18 protein-coding genes are annotated in these 22,266 nt (G+C 32.6%); 9 read left to right on the top strand and 9 right to left on the bottom strand.

Annotated elements, in window-relative coordinates:
- Positions 1-33: 33 nt before the first annotated feature.
- From ACYX4H_RS06135 to ACYX4H_RS06125, 3 genes are all read right to left on the bottom strand, one after another.
- On the bottom strand, positions 34-807 hold the full coding sequence (locus ACYX4H_RS06135; RefSeq protein ID WP_476238332.1) for an endonuclease/exonuclease/phosphatase family protein: 774 nt from the start codon (positions 805-807) through the stop codon (positions 34-36).
- Between the two features lie 104 nt (positions 808-911).
- Entirely contained in the window at positions 912-1,454 is a 543-nt protein-coding gene (locus ACYX4H_RS06130) for a YciI family protein (protein ID WP_475294917.1), read from the bottom strand.
- Between the two features lie 74 nt (positions 1,455-1,528).
- Positions 1,529-1,996, bottom strand: coding sequence for a CYTH domain-containing protein (locus ACYX4H_RS06125; RefSeq protein ID WP_476238331.1), 468 nt, complete (start codon positions 1,994-1,996; stop codon positions 1,529-1,531).
- Positions 1,997-2,085: 89 nt separating this feature from the next.
- Here ACYX4H_RS06125 and dinB point away from each other — a divergent pair, with 89 nt between their 5' ends.
- From dinB to ACYX4H_RS06110, 3 genes are all read left to right on the top strand, one after another.
- Positions 2,086-3,186, top strand: a complete 1,101-nt coding sequence (dinB, locus tag ACYX4H_RS06120) for a DNA polymerase IV (protein WP_475294919.1) — start codon at positions 2,086-2,088, stop codon at positions 3,184-3,186.
- A gap of 131 nt (positions 3,187-3,317) precedes the next feature.
- Entirely contained in the window at positions 3,318-5,738 is a 2,421-nt protein-coding gene (locus tag ACYX4H_RS06115) for a TonB-dependent receptor (RefSeq protein WP_476238330.1), read from the top strand.
- Between the two features lie 13 nt (positions 5,739-5,751).
- Positions 5,752-7,113, top strand: a complete 1,362-nt coding sequence (locus ACYX4H_RS06110; protein ID WP_476238329.1) for a hypothetical protein — start codon at positions 5,752-5,754, stop codon at positions 7,111-7,113.
- A gap of 70 nt (positions 7,114-7,183) precedes the next feature.
- On the opposite strand, the gene pyk is transcribed toward ACYX4H_RS06110, so the two are convergent.
- From pyk to ACYX4H_RS06085, 5 genes are all read right to left on the bottom strand, one after another.
- The gene (gene pyk / locus ACYX4H_RS06105) at positions 7,184-8,626 is read right to left on the bottom strand and encodes a pyruvate kinase (RefSeq protein WP_476238328.1); all 1,443 of its coding nucleotides are present in this window, start codon (positions 8,624-8,626) and stop codon (positions 7,184-7,186) included.
- Positions 8,626-9,108: an IPExxxVDY family protein gene (locus tag ACYX4H_RS06100; RefSeq protein ID WP_476238327.1), complete on the bottom strand. Its 483-nt coding sequence runs from the start codon at positions 9,106-9,108 to the stop codon at positions 8,626-8,628. Before ACYX4H_RS06100 ends, pyk begins: the two co-directional genes overlap by 1 nt.
- A 118-nt stretch (positions 9,109-9,226) precedes the next feature.
- Positions 9,227-9,970 carry a ribonuclease III gene (gene rnc / locus ACYX4H_RS06095; protein ID WP_475294925.1) on the bottom strand — a complete coding sequence of 248 codons (744 nt, stop codon included), beginning with the start codon at positions 9,968-9,970 and terminating at the stop codon, positions 9,227-9,229.
- Between the two features lie 12 nt (positions 9,971-9,982).
- Positions 9,983-11,230 carry a beta-ketoacyl-ACP synthase II gene (gene fabF, locus ACYX4H_RS06090; protein ID WP_476238326.1) on the bottom strand — a complete coding sequence of 416 codons (1,248 nt, stop codon included), beginning with the start codon at positions 11,228-11,230 and terminating at the stop codon, positions 9,983-9,985.
- 12 nt (positions 11,231-11,242) lie between these two features.
- Positions 11,243-11,476 carry an acyl carrier protein gene (locus ACYX4H_RS06085; protein ID WP_076698750.1) on the bottom strand — a complete coding sequence of 78 codons (234 nt, stop codon included), beginning with the start codon at positions 11,474-11,476 and terminating at the stop codon, positions 11,243-11,245.
- A 186-nt stretch (positions 11,477-11,662) separates the two neighbouring features.
- On the opposite strand from ACYX4H_RS06085, the gene purN reads away from it, so the two are divergent.
- The 4 genes from purN (at position 11,663) to ACYX4H_RS06065 (ending at position 16,029) form a co-directional block, all read left to right on the top strand.
- Positions 11,663-12,232, top strand: coding sequence for a phosphoribosylglycinamide formyltransferase (purN, locus tag ACYX4H_RS06080; protein ID WP_476238325.1), 570 nt, complete (start codon positions 11,663-11,665; stop codon positions 12,230-12,232).
- Positions 12,233-12,277: 45 nt separating this feature from the next.
- Positions 12,278-12,919 carry a ribonuclease H1 domain-containing protein gene (locus tag ACYX4H_RS06075; protein ID WP_476238324.1) on the top strand — a complete coding sequence of 214 codons (642 nt, stop codon included), beginning with the start codon at positions 12,278-12,280 and terminating at the stop codon, positions 12,917-12,919.
- A 176-nt stretch (positions 12,920-13,095) separates the two neighbouring features.
- Positions 13,096-14,022: a PfkB family carbohydrate kinase gene (locus ACYX4H_RS06070; RefSeq protein WP_476238323.1), complete on the top strand. Its 927-nt coding sequence runs from the start codon at positions 13,096-13,098 to the stop codon at positions 14,020-14,022.
- Positions 14,023-14,130: 108 nt separating this feature from the next.
- A complete protein-coding gene (locus tag ACYX4H_RS06065) occupies positions 14,131-16,029 on the top strand; it encodes an amidophosphoribosyltransferase (protein ID WP_476238322.1) in 1,899 nt (632 codons plus the stop codon).
- A 724-nt stretch (positions 16,030-16,753) separates the two neighbouring features.
- Here ACYX4H_RS06065 and ACYX4H_RS06060 read toward each other — a convergent pair.
- Positions 16,754-17,362 carry a superoxide dismutase gene (locus ACYX4H_RS06060; protein ID WP_475294931.1) on the bottom strand — a complete coding sequence of 203 codons (609 nt, stop codon included), beginning with the start codon at positions 17,360-17,362 and terminating at the stop codon, positions 16,754-16,756.
- Positions 17,363-17,489: 127 nt separating this feature from the next.
- On the opposite strand from ACYX4H_RS06060, the gene ACYX4H_RS06055 reads away from it, so the two are divergent.
- Positions 17,490-20,630: a UvrD-helicase domain-containing protein gene (locus tag ACYX4H_RS06055; protein ID WP_476238321.1), complete on the top strand. Its 3,141-nt coding sequence runs from the start codon at positions 17,490-17,492 to the stop codon at positions 20,628-20,630.
- A 192-nt stretch (positions 20,631-20,822) separates the two neighbouring features.
- Entirely contained in the window at positions 20,823-22,211 is a 1,389-nt protein-coding gene (locus ACYX4H_RS06050) for an OmpA family protein (protein WP_475294933.1), read from the top strand.
- The last annotated feature ends 55 nt before the right edge of the window (positions 22,212-22,266 follow it).

Below are 22,266 nucleotides of genomic sequence, written 5' to 3'. Positions count from 1 at the left end.
CTTGCAAATTTTATTAACGGCACAATTAAAAAACTAATGGCGTATAACAGTTTTAATTATAGCATGATCGCTTTTAAAAGTACATACTTTTTCGGTTTTTAAAATTTTTAAGTCTTTTGAAACCCAAATATAATCTAGAGATAATAATGGTAAATTATAAAACCACGTTTCTCTAAAACCAAACCCTTTTTTGTTAAAAGCATGATTAAAATTAGTTTTTAAAGGTTTTAATAATTTAGATTCATAAGGCACATTAAAATCGCCCAAAACCAACGTATTTTCATTGTTTAATATGTTTTTGGTAACAAAATTGAGCTCCCAACTTCTTGGAACATCAAAACTTCCTGAAACGTCAACCGCATAAAAGTTTGTGTTGTGAGTTTCAAAATTTATAACTGTTGAATTGTATTTTGATGGTTTAACACTTTTTACTAAAATTGGTTGTTTTGAAAACACAGTAATTGCTTCGTTTTGGTTTTCATAAAAATAATAATTAGGATGTTGTTTTTTTGTTTCTTCTATTTTTTTCCCATGGTATTCAGATAATACAATAACATCTGGAATGGTTTCAAATTCTTCAAAAACATCGGTAAAATCTCTATCGTGAGATGCATTCCAAAAAACAACCTCAACATCAGTACTTTTAATACTTTCAGTAATACTAATTTTAAAACTTCGGGTTAACCAAATTATTAAAAGTACACCTGCTAATGCTACGTTAATTCTTCTAAATTTTTTACCAATAAATACTGAAAGTATGAGTATAACACCAATAATTACAGGCAACGGAAAGCTGTAAAAAAACAATGATGTTTTAAACGTACTTTCTTTTATTATAAAATGAATTGCTAAAAGTGCGGCAACACAGGCTATATTTATAACTTGAAAAATAAGCCTGAAAATTTTTAAAATTAACGTAACGGAAATCCTTTTGCTGCCCACCACGGATGTATTTCAATTTCTAAACGACCTGCTTTTACTGCCGGATCAGATTTTGCTAAACTATCGGCCATTTTTAGGGTTGGCACATTGTAAATGGTAATACCTCTAATATCACCATCGTCACCAAATGGCCCAGAAATATCAGCATAACCAAGTTCATACATTTTGCCTAAATGCTCTAAATGTTCTTTTTGTATTTGGGCCGCTTCCTCTTCGTTTTGTGTGCGTATTGGACCGCTTTTTAAAAATGCTATAAAGTATTGTTGCATTAAAACGGTGTCTTTGGTTTTTTCGTCAACATAATCAAAAACCTCAAAACCTTTTTCTTTAAGTTCTTGTTTTATTTGCTGTTTGGTTTTAGGTTTTACAACTTCAACTAACTTAACAGTGTCTTGTTTTTTAGTTGTTTCTTCTTTAACAACTTGTTTTATATCGGGTAAGCTTGCTTTGGTTTCTTCTTTACAAGAAACTACAATAGCTAAAAAACTTAATGCAAACAATGCTTTTTTCATGTTTTAGGGTTTTGGTTTTACTAAGTTCAATAAAAACATTGTAAAAATTATTATTTAATGGCGCTTTATTTTTATTACCAATTACTAAAGGGGTTTTTACTTAATTGAGAATTGTAATATTTCACGTTTCCGGTAACTTCATCACCCAACCAATTTGGTTTTTCAAATGCTTCATTTTCGTTATTTAATTCAACTTCAGCAACAATTAAACCTTGGTTATCACCAAAAAACTCATCTACTTCAAAAGTATGGTTTTTTACTTGTACTTCATAACGAATTTTATCTATAACACCGGGTTCACAAATATTTAATAAACTAGTAGCTTCGTTATAAGGTATTTGTTTTTCCCATTCAAACCTAGACAAGCCGCTTTCAGATGTTTTTCCTTTAACGGTTAAAAAACCAATATCTCCTTTTATTCTAACCCTTACTGTTCGTTCTTTATGAGTGTTTAAAAAGCCTTGTAAAATTTTAGTTTTGTTAGTTGCTTGTGCTTTAAAATTGGTGTTTTTAACTAAAAATTTCCGTTCTATTTCTATCATAATTTTTGCTATTTATATTAACAAAAAACCTCAATTTCAAAAGTAGTTAAATTGTGATTTTGTATTCAAAATTAGCATAATTTTGTGGTATGTTTAATAATTTACCAAAACGAAAAATTATTCATGTAGATATGGATGCTTTTTACGCATCGGTTGAGCAAATGGATAATCCTGAACTAAAGGGAAAGCCCATTGCTGTTGGTGGTGGCGGTAAACGTGGTGTTGTTAGTGCAGCTAGTTACGAAGCAAGAAAATTTGGGGTTAAAAGTGCTATGTCTGGTAATTTGGCGGCTAAATTATGTCCTGATTTAATTTTTGTGAAACCTAATTTTGAACGTTATTCTGAAATTTCAAAACGTATTAGAGCCATTTTTTATGATTATACAGATTTAGTGGAACCGCTATCGTTAGATGAAGCCTATTTAGATGTTACCCAAAATAAAAAAGGAAATCCAAGTGCTTCTTTAATTGCAAAAGAAATTCGTGAACGTATTTTAAACAACATTGGCCTTACAGCATCTGCAGGTATATCTATTAATAAATTTATTGCCAAAGTTGCTAGTGACTATAATAAACCTAACGGACAAAAAACGGTAAACCCCGAAGAAGTTTTGCAGTTTCTTGAAGATTTAGACATTAGAAAATTTTATGGTGTTGGTAAAGTAACTGCCGAAAAAATGTACCAAAAAGGCATTTTTACAGGTGCCGACTTAAAACAAAAATCACTAGAATATTTAGAAGCCAACTTTGGTAAATCTGGTGCATATTACTATTACATTGTAAGAGGCGTTCATACCAGTGAAGTAAAACCACACCGCACCCGAAAAAGTTTAGCTGCCGAACGTACTTTTAGTGAAAATTTATCAAGCGAAGTATTTATGCTTGAAAAACTTAAACATATTGCTGCAGAAGTATCTAAACGGCTAAACAAAAGTAATGTAGCTGGCAAAACAGTAACTTTAAAAATTAAATACAGTGATTTTTCATTACAAACACGCAGCAAAACATTACCCTATTTTATAAGTGATAAAAGTATAATTTTAGAAACTGCAAAAAATTTACTTTACCAAGAAAAACTACAAAACTCCGTAAGGCTTTTAGGCATTTCATTATCTAATTTAAACACTGAAAAGCCCGAAAAAAAACCAGATAAAAAGAGCGTGAGTGTGCAATTGAAGTTTGGGTTTTAGCGTAAATAAAAAAAATTAACCCTTCATTTAATAGCTAAAAACTTATTTATATTCATTCTAAAAAAACATCTGTTTTTATTTGGACTTAGTCTAAATAAATGTAATTTTGTCCGAAATTTAAAACCAGTATTTTGGCAAAGTCGGTATTATTCTTAGTAGCAGTTTGTTATAGTTTAAATATTTTTTCTCAAAACACAACACTTTCGGGTTATGTGTTATTTGATAATAACAAACCAGCTTTAGGTGCATCAATTGTTATTCAAAATAAGCATTTAAAAAAAGAAACATCTGCAGGTATAAATGGCGAGTTTGCTTTTAAAGATATTCCTTTAGGCACTTATTCCCTAATTGTTAGTTCTCTTAACGCTAAAATTCAAACACAACAAATTAATATACTTTCTAATAAAAAAACAGTTAATGTTGTTTTAGAAAGAACCGATTATCAAAACCTAAATGAAGTTTTGGTTAAAACCGAAACTGAAAAACGTAAAACTGAAACAAAGGGTTTTTCTGTAAACCTCATTGAAACCAAAGAAGCCAGTTTAAGAAACATACAAACCAATGAACTTTTAAATACTACAGTTGGTGTAAAACTTAGGCAAAATGGTGGTTTAGGGTCTCGCGTAGAATATAGTTTAAATGGTTTAACAGGGAGTTCTGTTCGTATTTTTATTGATGGTATTCCTATTTCAATTTACGGTTCGTCGTTTAGTTTAAACAGTATCCCACCATCAATGATTAAACGTATTGAGGTTTATAAAGGCGTGGTACCAGGCCATTTAGCTGATGATGCATTAGGCGGTGCCATAAACATTGTACTTCATGATACTACAACTTCTAACTTTAACGCCTCGGTTTCTTACGGATCGTTTAACACTTTGCAAACTAGTGTAAATGGATTATACCGTGCCGAAAAATCTGGATTTACTGTAAAAGCTTCAGGGTTTCACAACTATTCTGATAACGACTATAAAATTTCTGGCGGACAAGTAAAAGTTACTGGTTTAGGTGGTGTACAAACGCCAATTACAGCAAGACGTTTTAACGATGCCTACCGTTCTACTGGCGGTACCGCCGAAATTGGCTTTACAAACGTTACATGGGCAGATCAATTTTTTGTTGGAGTTACAGGATCTGATGATTACAAAGAAATACAACATGGTGCTTTTGTTACCATTACGCCTTATAAAGACCGCTTTAGAGAATCTGATGTTCTTTTAGGAAATCTTACCTATCAAAAGAAAGACTTATTAACCAAAGGCTTAGATGTTAATGTAATTGGGTCTTATGGTAAACGTAACCAAGTAACTAGCGATACCTTAGCTTGGGCTTATAGCTGGAATGGAGAAAGAGCTATAAATTTTAGAGGTGAAGAGTACCAATACTCTTGGGGATCTCAACAAGAAAAAAATGAATTTGGCCCTGTTGAAAACTACATATCACGTAATGTAGCTTCAGTTAGAACAGGTATTTCTTATAAAATTAATAATAGCCACAAATTCTTATTTAATCATTTTTATAGTGCTCTTGACAGAAAAGATAGAGACGAATATGCTTCTGCAACAGAAAATGCCTTTACAGGTACACGTGATTTGCACAAAAATATTTACGCATTTACTTATGAGTTAACCGCATTTTATAAAAAGCTAAAAACCAGCACTTTTGTTAAATTCTATCAGCAAAAAAGGATTAGTAAAGATCCCGAAATCCAACAAGATGATCAAGGTAACGACATTATAGTAGATGAAATTGTAAGTAGTAACAAAAAATATACAGGTTATGGTTTTGCAGGTTCTTATGCCATAATTCCTGAGGTTACACTGTTAGCCTCTGCCGAAAAAGCTATTCGATTACCAAATGAAACTGAAGTTTTTGGTAACGATGGCGATAACGTTGTGCCAAACCCATTTATTAACCCAGAAAGTAGTAATAATTACAATTTAGGCTTTCGTTTTGGGGCATTTAATATTAATAAACATGAGTTTACAATTTCTACAAATTTATTTACTAGAAATATAAAACAACGTATCGGTTTACCTATTGAGCGTGTTCCAGACGAAGAACTTATTCTTTACGAAAATCAAGGCGATGGTACATCAAGAGGTATTGAAGCAACCTTAAATTATAGCTATAATAAACGTTTAAGATTTAACTATAATATCACAAAATTAAACTTAAAAGTAGTTAATCGTGGTGTAGAAATAGATGTGCCTAACATACCGTTTTTTACAATGAACGCTGGCTTAAATTATAATTTAAAAAATGTGTTTTTAAAAAACAGTAATCTAAATCTGTTTTACTCGGCATATTTTACCGAAACCTTTTCGTATTTACCTCCACAAGGAAACAATACTACAGGCAACGAATTTTTTGAAGTACCAAGACAAATTGCTCAAGACTTTGGGTTTTCGTACAATTTCCCAAACAATAAATTTGTAATAAGTTTCGACGCAAAAAATATTTTCGACAAACCACTTTACGACAATTTAAGAGTACCAAAACCAGGTAGAGCCTTCTATTTAAAACTTAATTATTTCATTAATAAATTCTAAAAATAACTATAACATGAAAAATCAATTTTTCAATTTAAAAACCATATCATTAGCATTAAGTGCCTTAGTACTTACTGTAAGCTGTAGCGAAGACGATAGCAACCCTACTGAAGAAGAAAAACAAGAAGAAAGTCGCTGGATTACCGTTGCGGCCGCTAGAATGGGTGATAACCCTGGTGATGGTAACGGAGGTACTTTAATTTATGCGTTAAGTAGCGATGATGCAAAAGACGAAACTAAATCTATCGCACCTTTCGACAATGGTTTTATTGTACCATCTAACCGTACGGCACGTTTACAAGCTTCTCAAGATGGTAGTACTATTTTTAATATTAGTTATGCGGGTGATACTGGTGGTAACTACTCAAAATATACCGTAAACGGAGGTCAAAACTTTACACCAACAGGTTCTGAAGTTAATATAGCGCCATACGTAGGTTCAGCACCACGTTGGATAAAACTTTTTGATGGCGACAAAACAGGTGCAGCTGTATATGTTTCAGCAGAACATCAATTTGATGATAATGGGACTCCTGATGATGAAACAGATGATGTTTACACACACACTGTATCGAACATGGGTGTTGTTACTTTAGATTTAGAAAATTCATTAATTAAAAACTTCGAAGAATCTACTTTTACACTTAGCGATGAAGATGCTGCAAATGGCTATTACATTGATAGAATCGATATGCCAACACTTAATGCTGCTGGCGATAAAATTTATATTGGTGCACGTGTAAGAAAAGTAGATCCTACAACTGTAGAAAGAGAAAGCGATTACGAAATTTTAGGTTCTAAAACTATTGTATTAGATTACCCAGCATTAACCAATCCAACAATAATTACTTCGGGTATAAGCAATGGTAACACAAACGGTTACCGTAGCATAAACTCATTTCTATACAATGGCAGTGTTTACCAAGCAAACCAAAGCGATCCTAACGGTTCGCACATCTTAAAAATTAATGCGAATAACCAATACGACGATAACTACGATTTTAATTTAGATGATGCTTTAGGTGTTACAGGAGCTTACGTTTTAGCTTGGAGACCAGCAGCTAATGGCAAAGCTGTATTAGCTTACCGTCACGATGGTTCTCAAGATGGTATTTCTGGAAGACCAGAATCTTATTTTGCATTAGTAGATTTAAATGCTAAAACAGCCACTAAACTAGAAGGTATTCCTTATGAAGTAGATATGGAAATGTTTCAATACCAAAGTTACGCAGTTGACGGAAACGAGATTTACTTAACTGCTGCACCTGTTGGTAAAAATGGTAATATTTACGTTGTAGATACCGAAACTGGCGAGGTAACAAAAGGGGCTGAATTAGTAAATGTTGATGGCAGCCACTTTATTGGAGCTTGGTAAAAACCCTTAACCGTAATGCATAAAAAAAGAGAGACAAAAAGTCTCTCTTTTTTTAGTTTATATTATAAAATTAAAAGCTACAGCTTGTAATTTCAGTTACTCTTAATGTATTAACCATACCCTTTTCTTGAATTGGCATTGCGGCTAAACTTACTAACATATCGCCTTCTTCTAAATAGCCTTTTTCACAAGCCATTTTATTTACATCTTCAATAGTTTCATCTGTACTTACAAACCTATCATAATAAAAAGCTCTTACACCCCAAAGTAAACTTAAACGGGTTAAAATACGCTTGTTTGAAGTGAATACTAAAATATGACACGATGGTCTCCAAGCCGAAATTTGAAACGCTGTATAACCACTATTAGTTAATGTTGAAATTGCTTTCGCATCAATTTCATTAGCCATATTAGCAGCGTGATAACATATAGATTTTGTAATGTATCGGTTTGTGCGAATATGTGGTGGTAATTGTGGTACTTGAATTAATGGAGAATCTTCAACACTTGTTAAAATACTAGACATTTGCCTAATTACTTGTACAGGATATTTACCAACCGATGTTTCACCAGATAGCATTACGGCATCGGCACCATCCATAACAGAGTTTGCAACATCATTAACCTCTGCTCTAGTTGGTGTTAAACTAGAAATCATGGTTTCCATCATTTGAGTTGCAATAATAACCGGTATTCTTGCTTTTTTGGCACGTAAAACTAATTGCTTTTGTACTAAAGGTACATCGGCAGCAGGAATTTCTACTCCTAAATCACCTCTAGCTACCATAATACCATCACATTGTGCTACAATTTTATCAATATTCTCAATAGCCTCTGGTTTTTCAATTTTGGCTACAATTGGTATTTTGTGTTCACTGTGTTCTTTAATTAAATTTTGTAATTCAACTAAATCCTCGGCATGACGCACAAAAGACAATGCAATCCAATCTACCTCTTGGCTAATAGCAAAAATGGCATCTTTTATATCCTTTTCTGTTAGTGCTGGCTGGGAAATATTGGTGTTTGGTAAATTTACACCTTTTTTAGATTTTAACGGACCACCTTGAATTACTTTAGCTTTTACTTCACTTTTTAAATCTGAAGACACAACTTCAAAAATTAATTTTCCGTCATCTAAAAGAATGCGTTCACCTGGTTTTGCGTCTTGTGGAAAGCTTTTGTAGGTCATGTAAACACGTTCTTTTGTGCCTTCAAAACGTTCACCAGTTGCAAAAACTATTTCGTCACCTGGGTTTACTACAACCTCTTCTTTCATTACCCCAACGCGTAGTTTTGGTCCTTGTAAATCTGCTAAAATTGAAGCAGTGTAACCGTACTCATCATTGAGCTCTCTTATCATTTTTATGCGTTCACTTACATCATCATAATCTGCATGAGAAAAATTTATTCTGAACACGTTAGCACCTTCATCAAGCATGCCTTTTAATACTTCTTTACTGCTTGTAGCGGGTCCTAAGGTAGCTACTATTTTGGTTTTTTTTCTTTGTGACATTAGCTAAAAATTAAATGGTCCTTAGATTTTAATTGATTGGTTTCTATACTGTAAGCCGTAGCAACTTGTGGTATTTTTAAAATACTATTAAGTATATGCTTTTGTTTGCTTAAGTTAATTTGGTCTTCTATTTTTAAAAGATAATTTACTTTTTTAAATTCTGGTAATAGGTAATTTATCTTGATTGTTTTTTCTTGTAAATTAAACAATGAGTTGTTGTTACCTTGCCTATATACTTCGGTTTTACACACATTTTTTGCTAAGCTCCAAAGGGTTTGTTGCTTACAGTCTTCCCACTCAAAAATTGAATAGGTAAATTCTCCATTGTTAAAATCTAAATCTGAAGGTTTTCTTGTAAGCGTTATTCCTAAAAACTTATTTAATAGATATGCTAGCCTATAATCTTCAAGTGCGCAGTGTATTGCCACTAAGGTATATAGGTCTGCTTCAACATCATCTAAAACAAGTTTGTGTATTGCCATACCCAAATATAATTGGCGTAAATATAATATTTATAATGTTGAATTGGGTTAGTATTTACTTAATCTTAAAGATAAAGCCAACTAAAACGTTATAGTTAATTTCTTTTTTAACCGAAATTTATTCTAACATTTTTGATATTTTATTTTGAAATGCAAAAAACGCACGCTTTGATGCTTTTTCTTCAGCTTTCTTTTTTGAAGTTGCTCGGGCTTTAGCTACAATTTTATTGTCTATTGATAGTTTTACCGAAAAATGCCTAACATCGTCATTACCGGTATCATCATACACATTGTAGTTAAAAGTTTTTTTCTCTTTTTGGCACCATTCAATAAGTAAACTCTTGTAACTTATTACTTTACCCTCAAGTTTTTCAATATCTACATACGGAATAATAACACGCTTAAATATAAATTTTTCGCAGTGTTTATAGCCTCTATCTAGAAAAATGGCGCCTACTAAGGCTTCAAAAAGATTGCCGTGTATATTATCACCAAATTGTCCTTCAGGTATTTTACTTTGTACTAACTTTATTAAGTTAAGTTCTTTACCTAACTCATTTAAATGCTCTCTACTTACTACTTTAGAGCGCATTTTTGTTAAATAACCTTCATCTCCACTTGGTACTTCTTGGTATAAATGGCAAGCTATTACCGCGCTTAACATGGCATCACCTAAAAACTCTAAGCGTTCATAATTTATGGCATTACCTTCAGCGTCTTTTAAATTCATAGACCTGTGTGTAAATGCCTTTTTAAAATATAAAATATTTTTAGGCTTAAACCCTAGTATTTGGGTTAATTCCATAAAAAAATTCCCGTTGCGTTTAAAACGGGAATTTAGTATGTTACGAATGTTTTTCACTCGGGATTCTATCTATATTTTCTTGAATAATACACAAGCGTTATGACCGCCAAATCCAAATGTATTACTCATTGCTACATTTACCTCGCGTTTTTGAGCTTTGTTTAGTGTTAAATTTAACTCAGCATCAATGTTTTCATCAACCGTAGTGTGGTTAATTGTTGGTGGTACAATACTGTGTTCTATTGCTAAAATACTTGCAATAGCCTCAATAGCACCTGCGGCACCTAAAAGGTGGCCTGTCATTGATTTTGTTGAATTAATATTTATGTTTTTTGCATGACTACCAAATACTTTTGATATGGCTTTAAGTTCGGCCACATCACCAAGTGGTGTAGATGTTCCATGTGTGTTAATATGGTCTACATCTTCAGGTTTTAGTCCTGCATTTTCTAAACAATTTTTCATAACCTCAACTACACCTAAGCCTTCTGGGTGTGGCGCTGTCATATGGTAAGCATCAGAAGATAAACCACCTCCTGCAACTTCGGCATAAATTTTAGCGCCTCTAGCTTTTGCATGTTCATATTCTTCAAGAATTAGAGCTCCAGCGCCTTCGCCTAAAACAAAACCATCTCTGTTTCCATCAAAAGGTCTTGATGCTGTTTCTGGACTTTCATTTCTTGTTGATAGTGCATGCATTGCATTAAAGCCTCCCATACCTGCAATAGTTACTGCTGCTTCACTTCCTCCTGTTACAACTACATCTGTATACCCTAGTCTAATAGAGTTTAATGCATCAAATAATGCGTTTGCTGAAGAGGCGCATGCAGAAACTGTTGTGTAATTAGGCCCCATAAAACCATGTTTTATGGAAATGTTTGCCGGAGCTATATCGGCAATCATTTTAGGAATAAAGAATGGGTTAAATCTTGGTGAACCATTGCCTCCTGCATAGTTTAATACTTCTTGCTGAAAGGTTTCTAACCCACCAATTCCTGCTCCCCAAATAACACCTACACGTAATTTATTTACTTCGTCTAGATTTAAACCAGAATCTACAATGGCTTCATCTGCAGCTACCATAGCGTACTGCGCAAACTTATCCATTTTTCTAGATTCTTTACGGTCTATAAAATCTGTTACTTTGAAGTTTTTAACCTCACAAGCAAACTTAGTTTTAAAATTTTCGGTGTCAAAATATGTTATAGGCGCAGCACCGCTTTTACCGTTTATTAAGCCGTCCCAATATTCATCTTTGGTATTGCCTATTGGTGTTAAAGCTCCTAAACCTGTGACTACAACTCTCTTTAATTCCATGAATATAATAGCTTATTTTGCAGCTTCTATGTATGATATAGCTTGACCTACTGTTGCAATGTTTTCAGCTTGATCGTCTGGGATTTGAATATCGAATTCTTTTTCAAATTCCATAATTAGTTCTACAGTGTCTAATGAGTCTGCTCCTAAATCGTTTGTGAAGCTTGCTTCTGCAACTACTTCGTTTTCATCTACTCCTAATTTGTCTACGATAATCGCTTTTACTCTTGATGCAATGTCTGACATAATTTTTTAATTTTAAGTTTTAATTCAGTTGGCAAAAATAAAAAACTTTATTTTTAAAACACACCATTAACATAAAAATGTGTTTGTAATTTAATAAATAACTTTCAAGTAATTTGTTTTTACCTACTAAATGTTAATAATTATTCTTTTTTTTGTTGGAACAATTTTAACATTATAAGCTGTATTATGAAACGTGTAGTAATTTTTGCATCCGGTAGCGGATCTAATGCTGAAAATTTAATTAAGTTTTTTCAAAACAGTGATAATGCATCTGTTATTCAGGTTCTTACCAACAATCCTCATGCCAAAGTTTTAGATAGAGCTAAAAAATTACACGTTAGTGCACTATCATTTAACCGTATTGCGTTTACTAAAACTAATGATGTTTTAAACATTTTAAAAGCGGCAAAACCAGACCTTATTATTTTGGCAGGTTTTTTATGGAAATTTCCTGAAAATATTTTAAATGAATTTCCAAATAAGGTTATAAATGTGCATCCGGCACTACTACCAAAGTTTGGTGGCAAGGGTATGTACGGCATGCACGTGCACAATGCAGTTGTTGAAAATAACGAAACTGAAACAGGCATAACAATACATTATGTAAACGAAAACTATGATGAAGGTGCCACTATTTTTCAAGCCAAATGCACCGTTTTACCAACAGATAATGCTAATGATGTAGCTGAAAAAATTCATGCCTTGGAAATGGAACACTTCCCAAAGGTTGTTGAAAAATTGTTACATAACTCATAAATTTAGAATGAAAAAATTCTGAAACAAATTCAGAATAACATAAAAATGGCATCAAAAAAAAAGAAATATTACACCGTATGGAAAGGCCATAAAACTGGTGTTTTTGAGTCTTGGAACGACTGTAAAGCGCAAATAAACAATTTTGAAGGCGCACAATACAAGTCTTTTACCACTTTTGATGAAGCTAAAAAAGCACTAAAGGGTAATTACTTTGATTACGTTGGCAAGAATAAAAGTTTTAAAAGCGAACTTACTGAAGCCCAATTAAAAAAAATTGGACAGCCAAACTACAACTCTATAGCTGTTGATGCTGCCTCAAGCGGCAACCCAGGAAAAATGGAATACCGCGGTGTTGACACTAAAACCAAAAAACAACTTTTTATTCAAGGCCCTTTTGAAGAAGGTACCAATAACATTGGTGAATTTTTAGCCATTGTTCACGGTTTAGCATTTTTACAAAAAAATAACAGTAATAGAATTATTTACACCGACTCTAGAACTGCCATAAGTTGGGTTGCAAAAAAAAAATGCAACACTAAACTAAAACCTAATACTAAAAACAAACAACTTTTTGATTTAATAAACAGAGCCGAACACTGGCTAAAAACCAACACCTACAATACCGTTATTGTTAAATGGGAAACCAAAGCTTGGGGAGAAATACCCGCTGATTTTGGCAGAAAGTAAAACCACCAAAAAAACCAAAGGGCTCAAGTAAACTCAAGCCCCTCAATTATAATTAAATTAATAATAGCATTTGATTGTAAGACACCACATTTTTTAATAAGTCACACCCAACAAAAAATTATATTGATTGCGCATTTAAAAGCCCTATATTTGCACAAAATTATCATACCTCATTTATGAGTAAATTAGTTATTGTTGGCACCATAGCTTTTGATGCTATTGAAACGCCATTTGGAAAAACCGACAAAATTCTAGGTGGTGCCGCAACATTTATAGGGTTAGCTGCCTCACATTTTAATGTAGATACCGCTGCCGTTTCTGTTGTTGGCGGAGATTTTCCTCAAGAATATTTAGATTTATTATCTAACAGAAACATAAACCTACAAGGCGTAGAAATTATTAAAGAAGGTAAAACGTTTTTCTGGAGTGGGCGTTATCATAACGACATGAATTCTAGAGATACTTTAGTTACAGAACTAAATACCTTAGCAGATTTTAATCCAGTAGTACCTGAAGATTACAAAAATGCTAACGTAGTAATGTTAGGTAATTTACATCCTATCGTCCAATCTAGCGTGTTAGACCAAATGACAAGCAAACCAGACTTGGTAATTTTAGACACCATGAATTTTTGGATGGACTCTGCATTACAAGATTTACACAACGTAATAAAACGTGTTGATGTAATTACTATTAATGATGAAGAAGCTAGACAATTAACTGGTGAATACAGTTTGGTTGTTGCTGCCAGAAAAATTCATGAAATGGGCCCCAAATACGTGGTTATTAAAAAAGGAGAACATGGCGCATTATTATTTCATGATGAAAACGTATTTTTTGCACCAGCATTACCTTTAGAAGAAGTTTTTGATCCAACAGGAGCTGGTGATACTTTTGCCGGCGGTTTTGCAGGTTATCTTGCAAAAACTAACGATTTTTCTTTTGAAAACATGAAAAACGCCATTATTTACGGCTCAACATTGGCATCGTTTTGTGTTGAAAAATTTGGAACAGAACGCATGGTTAATGTATCAAATGAAGAAGTACACAAACGATTACTGCAATTTAAGCAATTAACGCAGTTTGAAATAGAATTATCATAACACTTCGCGCTCAATATTTGGGCGCGTTTTTAATTTAAAATAAATTTCAGAAAACATATTAATTATAACTTCTGAAAAAAACAATAAAAAAAGGAAAGCAATTTTATAATGAGTGATGTTTTAAAACACGAATGTGGTATAGCCATGATTAGGCTGTTAAAACCGTTAGAATATTACAAAGAAAAATACGGAAGTGCATTTTATGGCGTAAACAAAATGTACTTAATGATGGAAAAACAACACAATCGTGGTCAAGATGGTGCTGGTTTTGCAAGCATTAAACTCAACACTAAACCCGGTGAGCGTTATATTAGCCGAGTGAGGTCTATTGAACCACAACCAATACAAGATATTTTTGCTCAAATAAACAAACGCATAAATAATGAGTTTGCAGCACACCCAGAATATTTAGATGATGTTGCGGCACAAAAAAAGAATATACCATACATTGGCGAAGTTTTATTAGGCCACGTACGTTATGGTACTTTTGGCAAAAATAGTGTTGAAAGTGTGCACCCGTTTTTAAGACAAAACAATTGGATGCACCGTAACCTAATTATGGCCGGTAACTTTAATATGACCAATGTTAAAGAGCTTTTTTCAAATTTAATTGAGCTTGGGCAACATCCAAAAGAATATACAGACACCATTACGGTAATGGAAAAAATAGGTCATTTTTTAGATGACGCTGTTAGTAAAATTTATAAAGACTTAAAAAAAGAAGGCTACAATAAACGCGAAGCATCTCCACTAATTGCAGAACGCTTAAAAGTATCAAAAATACTAAAACGTGCCGCCAAAAATTGGGATGGTGGCTATGCCATGGCAGGCCTTATTGGGCATGGAGACGCCTTTGTTTTAAGAGATCCGGCAGGTATTCGTCCAGCATATTATTACAAAGATGACGAAGTTGTTGTTATAGCTTCTGAAAGACCCGTAATTCAAACCGTATTCAATGTAAAGTTTGAAGACGTTAAAGAACTAGACCCAGGGCACGCCATAATTACCAAAAAATCTGGCGAAGTTAGAATTAAAGAAATTCTACCAGCACTTGAGCGTAAAGCCTGTTCTTTTGAGCGCATTTACTTCTCTAGAGGTAGTGATGCCGAAATTTACCAAGAACGTAAAACACTTGGTAAACTTTTAATGCCTAAAGTGCTAGAGGCTATTAATAATGACACTAAAAACACTGTTTTCTCATATATACCAAATACTGCTGAAACATCGTTTTACGGTATGGTTGAAACAGCAGAAAACGAACTTAACAAAGCCAAAACTAATATCATTTTAAACGGGCAACGCAATCTCTCAGCTGAAGAAGTAACCAATATTCTTTCTGAAAGAATTAGAGTTGAAAAAATAGCTATTAAAGATGTAAAGCTTAGAACTTTTATTACCGAAGATAGTAGTAGAGATGATTTAGTAGCACACGTTTATGATATTACCTATGGTGTTGTAAAACCTAATGATAACTTAGTTATTATTGATGATAGTATTGTAAGAGGTACAACCCTAAAGAAAAGTATTTTAAAAATGCTTGATAGGTTAAATCCTAAAAAAATTATTGTAGTATCATCGGCACCACAAATTCGCTACCCAGATTGTTATGGTATAGACATGGCAAATCTTGAAAGTTTAGTAGCTTTTAGAGCCGCTTTAGCGCTTCATAAAGATAATAACACGTACAATACCATTGAAGAGGTTTACAACAAATGTAAAGCCCAAGAAGATTTAGATGATAAAGATGTAAAAAACTTTGTGAAAAATATTTACAGCCCTTTTACAGATGAACAAATTTCAAATAAAATTTCAGAGCTGTTAAGCCATGAAAGTATAAAGGCTGAAGTTAAAATAATTTTCCAACCGGTTGAAAATTTACACAAAGCTTGCCCTAAGAATTTAGGCGACTGGTATTTTACAGGAAATTACCCCACGGTTGGTGGTAATAGAGTGGTTAACAAGGCTTTTATTAACTTTTATGAAGGCAACAAAGAACGTGCTTATTAATTAACATATTCATAAAATATTACGGTTAAACCGCATATATTGTATTTTGACTGATATTTATGCTATTCATCTAATAAATAAGTTGATTATCTAAAATACACATAAATTGGTACCACCATAACATAAGTAGGTTAAGTTCATGGTAGATTTGGGGCAAAAAAAGGTGAACTCTCGTTCGCCTTTTTTTATGCAATAACATTTGATAAATGAATGCAATTTCTTTCAAAACACTATAAAACAGACTGTTTAACCGCTTTTTGAGCTTTACTTCTATTAAGCCAATTTATAAGTATTTCAGCCAATATATTTTACCAATCTTTTTAACACCGCTACTTTTGAACCACCATAACATAAGTAGGTTAAGTTTATGGTAGATTTGGGGCAAAAAGGTGAACGTTCTAGTTCACCTTTTTCATTTTTAATGCCTGTAAAATTTAATTTTCTGTTTTACATTCTTGCTAACTCCTTTTTTAAATTATATGCAATACTAAATTGGTTGCTACACTTACACCCAAGTGATTTTGTAGAATTTTTTTTCTTCTGAATTTTGTTTGCGTTAGGGATTGAAACGGCATCCTTTTTATGTTTTAATTGCTGCGTTAGCTGGAATTAAAACGTAAAAAGATATAGTGAAAAGCCCGACCCCTTGTGGGTAACGCCAAAAAAAAAAATCGTTTAGAATATGCATCCTAAACGACTTTTTTGATAACACTTAAAATTAATATTACTTCGCGTTTGCGTAGCGTTTTTCAACTTCGTTCCAGTTTACTACATTAAAGAATGCTTTTATATAATCTGGACGACGGTTTTGATAGTTTAAATAGTATGCGTGTTCCCAAACATCTAATCCTAAAATTGGTGTGCCACCGCAACCAACTTCTGGCATTAATGGGTTATCTTGGTTTGGTGTTGAGCAAATTTCTAATTTACCACCTTTGTGTACACACAACCAAGCCCAACCTGAACCAAAACGTGTTGCTGCTGCTTTACTGAAGGCTTCAATAAATGCGTCTTTTGATCCAAAGGTTGCTTCTATTTCATCTTTTAATTCTCCTGATAAATATCCTTTATCTTCAGGGTTCATAACAGACCAGAAAAGTGAGTGGTTGTAAAAACCGCCACCGTTGTTTCTAACGGCACCGTTACTCATATCTAAATTAGTTAAAATATCTTCAATAGATTTTCCTTCTAAATCTGTTCCTGCTATTGCATTGTTTAGGTTGTTTGTATATCCTGCGTGGTGCTTTGTATGGTGTATTTCCATTGTGCGTGCATCCATATGTGGTTCTAACGCATCATAAGCGTAGCCTAATTCTGGTAATTCAAAAGCCATAGTGTTTTTGTTTTTTCTATTTAGTAATTTATTTCTATTCAAATTTACGCATAAAAGCCCTCAATTAAAAATAATAAATTGTTATTAAACCATTGTTTGTTTTTATCTTGTAATCAAATTAGTATTTATGAGCCTTAACCCTACGTTTACTATTTATAACGCCTCGGCCGGTAGCGGTAAAACCTTTACGCTAGTTAAAGAATATTTAAAAATTTTATTTAAAGCTAACCATCCCGAAAAGTTTAAAAACATTTTAGCTATAACGTTTACAAATAAAGCGGTGGCCGAAATGAAAGAACGTATTGTTGGCACGCTTAAAGAATTTTCTAATAGTGCTATTTTAACAAACCCTAATAGCATGTTTACTACAATTTGTAGTGAATTAGATTTAAGCAAAAATGAGGTTCACAATAAATCTAAAAACATATTAAATGCTATTTTATTTAATTATGCTGCTTTTGATATTTCTACTATTGATGGTTTTACACACAGAGTTATTAGAACTTTTGCGCACGATTTAAAACTACCTTTAAATTTTGAAGTTGAACTTGACCAAGCGTCTCTTTTAACTGAAGCCGTTGACAGCCTAATTGCTAAAGCAGGCACCAATGATGAGCTCACAAAAATTTTAATTGATTTTGCTATTGAAAAAGCTGATGATGATAAAAGTTGGGATGTGAGTTTTGATTTTAATAAAATTGCCAAACTACTGGTAAATGAAAATGATATTCCGTTTATTCAAACTTTAAAAAACAAAACTTTTGAAGATTTTAATGTCTTAAAAAAACACTTAAAAAACGAATTAAAGCATACCGAAGACGCTATTGCTGAAACCGCAAAAAACATGTTGCAAGTTTTTGAAAATGCTAACTTAAATTTTTCAGATTTTACCGGCAAATATTTACCAAAACACCTTGAAAAATTAGCACATAAAAATTTTAATGTTGCTTTTGAAGCCAAATGGCAAAATGATATTGAAAACACCACACTTTACCCAAAACGTGTAAGTAATGACATTGCCATTACTATTGATAATTTACAACCACAAATTGCAACGGTATTTAACACAACCAAACAAGGTGTTCATCATTTAAATTTCTTAAAAAACTTTTATAAAAACATCACACCGTTATCTGTTTTAAATGCTATAAACAACGAGCTGGATTTTTTAAAAACAGAGCAAAACAAAATGCTTATTTCAGAATTTAACGCCATAATAAGTACTCAAATTAAGCAACAGCCAACACCTTTTATTTATGAACGCTTGGGCGAAAAATTTAAACATTATTTCATTGATGAATTTCAAGACACATCAGTAAAACAATGGGAAAATTTAACACCACTTTTAAGCAACGCTTTAGCTGCCGAAAACGGAAGCACTATGTTAGTTGGCGATGCCAAACAAGCTATTTACAGGTGGCGCGGTGGTAAAGCAGAACAGTTTATTGGCTTGATAAACCATGACAATCCGTTTTTTATAGAAAAAACCGTTAAAAACTTACCAACAAATTACCGTAGTTTTCATGAAATTGTAACATTTAACAACAATTTTTTTACTTATTTATCTAAACATTTTTTTGCCAGTAAAACGCACCAAGAACTTTATTTAAAAGCCACCCAAAACACTGCTATTGAAAACAATGGCTATGTTGAAATGTCTTTTTTAGATTTTGAAAAAGATGATAACCGTAATGAGCTTTACAGTGAAACAACTCTTAACACAATAAACAAATGCCTAAAACAAGGGTTTAGCCTAAGTGATATTTGTATTTTAGTTAGAAAAGGTAAAGAAGGTGTTGCCATTGCAAATTATTTAAGTGAACAAAAAATACCTATAGTATCATCAGAAACCTTATTACTAAACAATGCCCCCGAAATTATATTTATAGTAAATTTTTTAAAACTTTTAACACAACCTAATAACAACCAATTAAAAGTTGCCGTATTAAATTATTTAACATTACTATTTAATATTGAAAATAAACATGAATTTTTTAGCAATAAGTTAAAACTAACCCTTAAACAACTACTAAAAAGCCTTGAGAAACATCATGTTTTTATAAACACCAATGTATTACAATTACCTTTATATGATTTAGCCGAAACTATTGTTAGAAGTTTTAATTTGGCACAAACATCAAACGCCTACATACAGTATTTTTTAGATATAGTTTTAGAATTTTCACAAAAAAAAGGGTCTGACCTCTTAGCTTTTATATCTTATTTTGAAAAGAAAAAAGATAAACTAAGCATTATATCTCCTGAAGGGCAAAATGCCGTAAAAATTATGACCATTCACAAATCTAAAGGTTTAGAGTTTCCTGTTGTAATTTTTCCTTTTGCCGATTTAAACATTTATAAAGATGTAGAGCCCAAAGAATGGTTTAAAATAAATAAGAATACCTATAATGGTTTTGACTACACCTTATTAAATTACAACAAAAATTTTGAGTTTTATGGTGAAGAAGGCCTTCAAATACACAATAAACACCAAACAGAACTTGAATTAGATAATTTAAACCTTTTATATGTTGCCCAAACACGTGCCGTTGAACAATTATATATTATTTCAAAAAAAGACATAAATGGTAAAGGCGAAGTAAATACTAAAACATACGCAGGGTTATTTATAAACTATTTACAACAAAAAGCATTATGGAATAATACACAACTAACCTACAGTTTTGGTGAGGCAAAAAAAACATCAACCAAAACACATGAAAACAATAATACCATTTTTCAAAACGAATTTATTTCTACCGCAAAAGAAACCCATAATATTAAGGTAGTAACAAAATCTGGCTTTTTATGGGACACCAAACAACAAGAAGCCATTGAAAAAGGAAACCTTGTACACAATATAATGGCACAAATAAAAACTATTAATGATGTTGATAACGTAATAAATAATTTTTTAGATACAGCTACAATAAATAATAACCAAGCTCAAGCACTTAAAAAAACAGTTTTACAAATTGTAAACCATCCATTATTAGCTAGTTATTTTAATTCAGATGATACTGTTTACAATGAAAGAGATATTATAACCAAAGAAGGCATTATTTTAAGACCAGACAGGTTAAATATTAAAAATAATAACAACGTAGTAATTATAGACTATAAAACAGGTGCAGAACACACAAAACATGCACAACAACTACAAAGCTATCAAGATGCGCTACAACCCATGCATTTAAAGGTAACACGTAAACTTTTAGTATATGTTAACAAAACGGTAACAATTAAAGAAATTAACACCATTTTTTAACAAAAAACGTGTGACTTTATTAAAGCAAGCGTGTCTATAGCACAAGACAAATGTTTTAAATTTAGTTAAAATGAGTCTGAACTATCGATGAACAGAGCTTTTGTAGTATTTTTTTATATATTTGTCTTTGTTAATAACATTTAACAACTTACTTTTGTTTACAATTAACACTTAAAAATTAAACTTTTGAATATGAAAAATCTTAGCAGATTATTGTTAGCATTTGTTTTAGTTCTTGGTTACAACTATGCAGATGCACAAGACAAAAACAACCCATGGCAAATTACCATTGGTGTAAATGCAGTAGACGCTTTCCCTTCTGGAGATGGTGCATTATTTACAGGAAACGGTGAAGCTTCTTACTCAATTTTTGGTAAATTAGTAGATACTGATAACTACAACATTTTACCTTCTTTATCTACAATTTCGGTATCTAAATACGTAGGAGATGGTTTCTCATTTGGCGTAGCTGGATCTTTAAACAAAATTGAAAAATGGGGTGAAGTTCCTGGAACTTCTGATTCTGCTTCAGCAGATGATTTATCATACTACGGTGTAGATGGTACCATTAAATACAACTTCTTAGAAGGAACTACTATTGATCCTTACTTAGGTGTTGGTGGTGGTTACACTTGGATTGATGAAATTGGTGCTGGTACTTTAAACGGTACTGCTGGTTTAAACATTTGGTTTAACGATAACATTGGTTTCACACTTCAAACTGCTTACAAACATGCTTTTGAAGATTATTTAGATACACATTTCCAACATACTGCTGGTCTTTCTATTAGATTTGGCGGAACTGATACTGATGGTGATGGTATATATGACAAAGACGATGCTTGTCCTGAAGTTGCTGGTTTACCTGCATTTAACGGTTGTCCTGATACTGACGGTGACGGTATTGAAGATTCTAAAGACGAGTGTCCTAACGAAGCTGGTACAGCTGAGTTAAACGGTTGTCCTGATTCTGACGGTGACGGTGTTGCTGATAACAAAGATAAATGTCCTTCAGTTGCTGGTTTAAAAGCTTTAGCTGGTTGTCCAGATGCTGATGGTGACGGTGTAACTGACGCTGATGATAAATGTCCTAACACTGCTGGTCCTGCTGCAAACAAAGGATGCCCATGGCCAGATACTGATGGTGACGGTGTATTAGACAAAGATGATAAATGTCCTAAAGTAAAAGGTACTGTAGCTAACAACGGTTGTCCTGAAGTTACTGCTGAAGTACAAAAAACTTTAAATGAGTACGCTAAAACTATCTTATTTGATACAGGTAAATCTTCTATCAAATCTGAGTCTGAGCAAGTATTATCTGATATAATCAAAATTATCAATGAGTACCCAACTGCTAAATTTACAGTTGAAGGTCACACAGATAGCGTTGGTAGCGAAAAATTAAACCAAAACTTATCTGAATCTAGAGCAGCTTCAGTTAAAGATTACTTAACGTCTCATGGTGTTGATCAATTCAGATTATCATCTAAAGGTTACGGTGAGTCTAAACCTATCGCTTCTAACAAAACTAGATCTGGTAGAGCTCAAAACAGAAGAGTTGAAATTAACTTAGTAAAGTAATAAGTTAATTCTTAAAATAACTTCAAAAAACGCTTCGGGAATCCCGAAGCGTTTT

It is taken from the genome of Seonamhaeicola sp. ABD4_340 (genome assembly GCF_056312135.1).
This window is presented reverse-complemented; position numbering and strand designations above follow the sequence as displayed.

Bases quoted from the DNA above. Each gene is read 5' to 3' on its own strand.
- ACYX4H_RS06055 (WP_476238321.1), top strand. From the start codon at position 17,490: ATGAGCCTTAACCCTACGTTTACTATTTATAACGCCTCGGCCGGTAGC.
- ACYX4H_RS06065 (WP_476238322.1), top strand. From the start codon at position 14,131: ATGAGTGATGTTTTAAAACACGAATGTGGTATAGCCATGATTAGGCTG.
- ACYX4H_RS06085 (WP_076698750.1), bottom strand. From the start codon at position 11,476: ATGTCAGACATTGCATCAAGAGTAAAAGCGATTATCGTAGACAAATTA.
- ACYX4H_RS06100 (WP_476238327.1), bottom strand. From the start codon at position 9,108: ATGGCAATACACAAACTTGTTTTAGATGATGTTGAAGCAGACCTATAT.
- fabF (WP_476238326.1), bottom strand. From the start codon at position 11,230: ATGGAATTAAAGAGAGTTGTAGTCACAGGTTTAGGAGCTTTAACACCA.
- purN (WP_476238325.1), top strand. From the start codon at position 11,663: ATGAAACGTGTAGTAATTTTTGCATCCGGTAGCGGATCTAATGCTGAA.
- ACYX4H_RS06070 (WP_476238323.1), top strand. From the start codon at position 13,096: ATGAGTAAATTAGTTATTGTTGGCACCATAGCTTTTGATGCTATTGAA.
- ACYX4H_RS06130 (WP_475294917.1), bottom strand. From the start codon at position 1,454: ATGAAAAAAGCATTGTTTGCATTAAGTTTTTTAGCTATTGTAGTTTCT.
- dinB (WP_475294919.1), top strand. From the start codon at position 2,086: ATGTTTAATAATTTACCAAAACGAAAAATTATTCATGTAGATATGGAT.
- ACYX4H_RS06060 (WP_475294931.1), bottom strand. From the start codon at position 17,362: ATGGCTTTTGAATTACCAGAATTAGGCTACGCTTATGATGCGTTAGAA.
- ACYX4H_RS06110 (WP_476238329.1), top strand. From the start codon at position 5,752: ATGAAAAATCAATTTTTCAATTTAAAAACCATATCATTAGCATTAAGT.
- ACYX4H_RS06125 (WP_476238331.1), bottom strand. From the start codon at position 1,996: ATGATAGAAATAGAACGGAAATTTTTAGTTAAAAACACCAATTTTAAA.
- ACYX4H_RS06050 (WP_475294933.1), top strand. From the start codon at position 20,823: ATGAAAAATCTTAGCAGATTATTGTTAGCATTTGTTTTAGTTCTTGGT.
- ACYX4H_RS06075 (WP_476238324.1), top strand. From the start codon at position 12,278: ATGGCATCAAAAAAAAAGAAATATTACACCGTATGGAAAGGCCATAAA.
- pyk (WP_476238328.1), bottom strand. From the start codon at position 8,626: ATGTCACAAAGAAAAAAAACCAAAATAGTAGCTACCTTAGGACCCGCT.